Here is a 4,605-nt window from a genome sequence, read left to right on the forward strand (position 1 = left end):
GTAGGTGCTCCTCAAGTATCTTACCGTGAAACATTCCGTGCTTCTACTCAAGCAGAAGGTAAATTCGTTCGTCAATCAGGTGGTAAAGGTCAATACGGTCACGTATGGATTGAGTTTGCTCCTAACGAAGAAGGTGCTGGATTTGAATTCGAAAATGCTATCGTCGGTGGGGTAGTTCCTCGTGAATACATCCCAGCTGTAGAAGCAGGATTGAAAGATGCTATGGAAAACGGGGTATTAGCTGGTTATCCATTAGTTGACATCAAAGCTAAATTATATGATGGAAGCTACCACGATGTCGATTCATCAGAAACTGCCTTCAAAGTTGCTGCTTCAATGGCATTGAAAGCTGCTGCTAAGAAAGCTCAACCAGCAATTTTAGAACCAATGATGGCTGTTGAAATTACAGTTCCAGAAGAATACTTCGGAGATGTAATGGGTCACGTTAACGCTCGTCGTGGACGCGTTGAAGGTTCTGAAGTTCGTGGTAACGCACAAATCGTTAAAGGTATGATTCCTTTATCAGAAATGTTCGGTTACGCAACTACATTACGTTCTGCAACACAAGGTCGTGGTACATTCTCAATGACATTCGATCACTACGAAGATGTTCCTAAGAGCATTGCAGAAGAAATCATTAAGAAAAATGGCGGAAATGGCGAATAATGAGTCGCTAAAATCGCAACTTCATCAAAGAAGCTAGGTCAACTGGTTACCTAGCGTAACCAGTTGATTTTTATAGGTATTCTTTGGTATAATTTAAATCGGTAGATACTGTTATAGAATCTAACAAAAATACTCAAACATTTAGGAGGAATTATTAAAAATGGCAAAAGAAAAATTTGACCGTTCAAAACCACACGTTAACATTGGTACAATCGGCCACGTTGACCACGGTAAAACAACTTTAACTGCAGCTATCACAACTGTTTTAGCTAAGAAAGGTTTCGCACAAGCTCAAGATTACGGTTCAATCGATAAAGCTCCAGAAGAACGCGAACGTGGTATCACTATCAACACTGCACACGTTGAGTACGAAACAGAAACTCGTCACTATGCTCACGTTGACTGCCCAGGACACGCGGACTACGTTAAAAACATGATCACTGGTGCTGCTCAAATGGACGGTGCTATCTTAGTAGTATCTGCAGCTGACGGCCCAATGCCTCAAACACGTGAACACATCTTATTATCACGTCAAGTAGGTGTACCTTACATCGTAGTATTCTTAAACAAAGTTGACATGGTTGACGATGAAGAATTATTAGAATTAGTAGAAATGGAAGTTCGTGACTTATTATCAGAATACGATTTCCCAGGAGATGACACTCCAGTTGTTGCAGGTTCTGCTTTACGCGCTTTAGAAGGCGATGCATCTTACGAAGAAAAAATCTTAGAATTAATGGCTGCTGTTGACGAATATATCCCAACTCCAGAACGTGACACTGACAAACCATTCATGATGCCAGTCGAAGACGTATTCTCAATCACTGGTCGTGGTACTGTAGCTACAGGACGTGTTGAACGTGGACAAGTTCGTGTTGGTGACGAAGTAGAAATCGTTGGTATTTCTGAAGAAACTTCTAAAACAACTGTTACAGGTGTTGAAATGTTCCGTAAATTGTTAGACTACGCTGAAGCTGGGGATAACATTGGTACATTATTACGTGGTGTTACACGTGACAACATCGAACGTGGACAAGTTCTTTCTAAACCAGGAACAATCACTCCACATACAAAATTCAAAGCTGAGGTTTACGTATTAACTAAAGAAGAAGGCGGACGTCACACTCCATTCTTCTCTAACTACCGTCCTCAATTCTACTTCCGTACAACAGACATCACTGGTGTTTGTGTGTTACCAGAAGGTACTGAAATGGTAATGCCTGGTGACAACGTAACTATGGAAGTTGAATTAATTCACCCAGTTGCGATCGAAGAAGGTACTAAGTTCTCTATCCGTGAAGGTGGACGTACTGTAGGTGCTGGTATCGTAGCTAACATCGAAAAATAATTTTAATTAAATTGATTTTCAATCCTCCCTTTTGGGAGGATTTTTTTGTATTTAAACAATTAAGTCTAATTGATAACAGTTCTCAATATAGATTGCTGATTTTAGGTAGAGATTAATTAAAATTTATGCTACTCTATATCAGTAAAATTATAATGAATAGGAGGCGTTTGGAATGATAGAACTGATTGCAACAGTTGAATCGATCCAACAAGCGCAAGCACTACTAGAAGCAGGAGTAGATGTATTGTGCTTCGGTGAAGATCTATTTGGTTTAAGATTACCAATGTCGTTTTCACGTGATGAACAAAAAGAATTAACAGAATTGGTACATCGCTATGGTAAAAAAGTAAATGTAGCGGTTAATGCAATTTTTCATAATGAAGGAATTGCGCAAGTTCCGGAGTATTTACAATTTTTAAAATCAATTAATGTAGATATGATTACAGTAGGTGATCCAGGAGTTGTTCAAATTATGAAGAACCCAGATTACTCTATTCCTTATTATTACGATGCAGCAGTATTAGTGACAAGTAGTCGCCAAGTTAATTTCTGGGCTAAGCGTGGAGCGATAGGTGCAGTGATTGCTAGAGAAATTCCAAGAGCAGAAATGGAAATTTTAGCAAGCCAAGTGGAAGTGCCAATTGAAGTGTTAGTTTATGGTGCAACATGTATCCATCATTCTAAACGACCATTATTACAAAATTACTTTAACTATATTGAGAAAGAAGAAAGTGTTGAGAAAAAACGTGGATTATTTGTGAGTGAACCTGCAGATGAAGATTCGCATTATTCAATCTATCAAGACGTTAACGGAACACATATTTTCGCCAATAATGACGTATCACTTGCGCCATATTTATTAGAATTAACTCAAATGGGTATTCCGCAATGGAAATTTGATGGAGTATTAACTCCTGGTGAAAACTTTGTTAAAGTGGTTCAATTGTTTGATCATGCGCGTAAAGAAATTGCAGCAGGTACTTGGACTATAGAAAAGAGTGCTAGCTTAGAATTACAAGTAAGAGAACTTCATCCAGAGCAACGTGGACTAGATGCAGGGTTTTATATTTTAAATCCAGAAGATGTGAAATAGGAGAGAGACAAATGGGAAGAAAAATTTTGAAAAAACCAGAAGTTCTTGCTCCAGCAGGAACACTTGAAAAACTAAAAACAGCGATTTTATATGGTGCGGATGCAGTATTCTTAGGAGGAGAAGCTTACGGACTAAGAAGTCGTGCAGGAAACTTTGATTTTGAAGAGATGAAAGAAGCAGTTGAATTTGCGCATAGCCATAATGCTAAAGTATATATTGCTGCAAATATGGTTACTCACGAAGGAGACGAAAAAGGTGCGGGAGAATTTTTCCGTACAGTTCGTGACATTGGGATTGATGCAGCGATTATTAGTGACATGGCGTTAATGGATATTTGTGCTTCAGAAGCTCCAGGATTACCAATTCACCTTTCAACACAAGCTTCTGCAGCGAACTGGGAAACTTTAAACTTTTGGAAAGATGAAGGGTTAGAACGTGTTGTATTAGCTCGTGAGGTTTCTATGGCAGAAATTCAAGAAATGCAAGAAAAAGTGGATGTTGAAATTGAAGCATTTATTCATGGTGCAATGTGTATTTCCTATTCAGGGCGTTGTGTATTATCAAATCACATGGTACGACGTGATGCGAACCGTGGAGGATGTGCGCAATCTTGCCGTTGGAAATATGGTTTGTTTGATATGCCATTTGCAAATGAGAAAAATATGGTTGGTGCTGGTGAAGAAGGTATCGAAGAGAAGTTCTCAATGAGTGCGGTTGACTTATCAATGATTCATAATTTACCAGATTTAATTGAAGCTGGAGTAGATAGCTTGAAAATTGAAGGACGTATGAAGTCTATTCACTATGTTTCAACAGTGGCCAATGTATACCGTGCTGCAGTAGATAGTTATTGTGAAGATCCAGATAATTATGTATGTAAACAAGAATGGGTGGATGAATTATGGAAAGCAGCTCAACGTGAGTTAGCAACAGGATTCTATTATCAAATTCCTACTGAAGAAGAACAATTATTTGGGGCTCGTCGTCAAATCCCACAATATGCATTCGTAGGCCAAGTGCTAGCATATGACCCAGAGACTCAAATTGCAACGATTCAACAAAGAAATAACTTTAAAGTTGGAGACCATATTGAGTTTTATGGGCCAGGAATGCGTCATCATGAAGAAGTGTTAACAACTTTATGGGATGAAAAGGGTGAAGAAATTGAAGCAGCACCACATGCGATGATGATTTGTAAGATGAAACTAACTGAACCAGTGAAACCATTAGACATGATTCGAAAAAGAAGGTAAAATAAATAAAAATAAGTGATAGAAAAGGAGACGATTATGTCATTACCAAATTGTCCAAAATGTAGTTCAGAATACACATATGAAGATGGTGTATTATTAGTGTGTCCAGAGTGTGCTCATGAATGGGAACCGGGGCAAGAAGTTGAAGAAGACGGAGTAGTTGCCATTGATGCGAATGGGAACCGTTTAGAAAATGGAGATACTGTAACAGTCATTAAAGACTTAAAAGTTAAAGGTGCTCCAAA

The 4,605-nt window shown here is 38.6% G+C and carries 4 protein-coding genes and 1 pseudogene; all 5 read left to right on the forward strand.

Annotated features, from left to right (window positions below):
• Window positions 1–666, forward strand: a pseudogene (gene fusA / locus RYL55_RS08360) (elongation factor G); the annotation flags it as partial.
• Window positions 667–826: 160 nt separating this feature from the next.
• A complete protein-coding gene (gene tuf / locus RYL55_RS08365; protein ID WP_315008614.1) occupies window positions 827–2,014 on the forward strand; it encodes an elongation factor Tu in 1,188 nt (395 codons plus the stop codon).
• A 172-nt stretch (window positions 2,015–2,186) separates the two neighbouring features.
• Complete coding sequence (locus RYL55_RS08370; protein ID WP_315008616.1) at window positions 2,187–3,107, forward strand: peptidase U32 family protein; 921 nt, start codon at window positions 2,187–2,189, stop codon at window positions 3,105–3,107.
• 11 nt (window positions 3,108–3,118) lie between these two features.
• Window positions 3,119–4,360 (forward strand): U32 family peptidase, encoded by a 1,242-nt coding sequence (locus RYL55_RS08375; RefSeq protein ID WP_315008618.1) that lies wholly within the window; start codon window positions 3,119–3,121, stop codon window positions 4,358–4,360.
• Between the two features lie 36 nt (window positions 4,361–4,396).
• Window positions 4,397–4,605, forward strand: a 209-nt coding sequence (locus RYL55_RS08380) for a zinc ribbon domain-containing protein YjdM (protein WP_315008620.1), incomplete at its 3' end; no start/stop codon positions are given.

The organism is uncultured Granulicatella sp., from assembly GCF_963515615.1.
Taxonomy (GTDB): Bacteria; Bacillota; Bacilli; order Lactobacillales; family Aerococcaceae; genus Granulicatella.

Bases quoted from the DNA above. Each gene is read 5' to 3' on its own strand.
- tuf (WP_315008614.1), top strand. From the start codon at position 827: ATGGCAAAAGAAAAATTTGACCGTTCAAAACCACACGTTAACATTGGT.
- RYL55_RS08370 (WP_315008616.1), top strand. From the start codon at position 2,187: ATGATAGAACTGATTGCAACAGTTGAATCGATCCAACAAGCGCAAGCA.
- RYL55_RS08375 (WP_315008618.1), top strand. From the start codon at position 3,119: ATGGGAAGAAAAATTTTGAAAAAACCAGAAGTTCTTGCTCCAGCAGGA.